Consider the following 551-nt stretch of genomic DNA (forward strand, 5'->3'; position numbering starts at 1 on the left):
ATTGCCCTTAATTTTTTGAATAGAGCACACCAAGTGAAGCGAGGCGACTTGCCCCTGTGACTTCCGGTAAATTGCTAGGGAGGCCATGAATATGGCGCTGCGCAAGCCAAGCAAACGCCATAGCTTCCATGTAGTCGCCATCAACGCCTTTATCGGTAGTGGTTGTCACATGCCATTGGGGGAGAAGTTCCGCTAAACGTTGCATCAAAAGTGGGTTGCGTGCCCCCCCGCCGCAAACCAACAGCTGAGGTGTCTCGCCATACGTGAACTTTGTTACGTCATGCGCAATAGTGATCGCGGTGTATTCGCACAAGGTGCGTTGGACGTCTTCGACGGATACATTGTAATTGGCTAACTGGTGATGTAGCCAATCCATGTTGAACAGTTCACGTCCAGTACTCTTCGGGGCTGACATTGCGAGATAAGGCTCTTTAAGTAAATGAGCCAGCAATGCTTCGTTGACGCTGCCTCGCTGGGCAAGTTGCGCGTCTTTGTCGAAACCGTGACCTGTATGTCGCTCACACCATGCGTCCATCAACATATTGCCCGGC

Annotated in this window: 1 protein-coding gene; it reads right to left on the reverse strand. The window is 51.5% G+C overall.

The window, feature by feature from the left end; all coding sequences use genetic code 11:
- Window positions 1-7 precede the first annotated feature (7 nt).
- A partial coding sequence (locus R8N49_RS29635) for an anhydro-N-acetylmuramic acid kinase (RefSeq protein ID WP_318190761.1) occupies window positions 8-551 on the reverse strand: 544 nt, incomplete at its 5' end.

The sequence above is a fragment of the Vibrio sp. 1978 genome, from assembly GCF_033344345.1.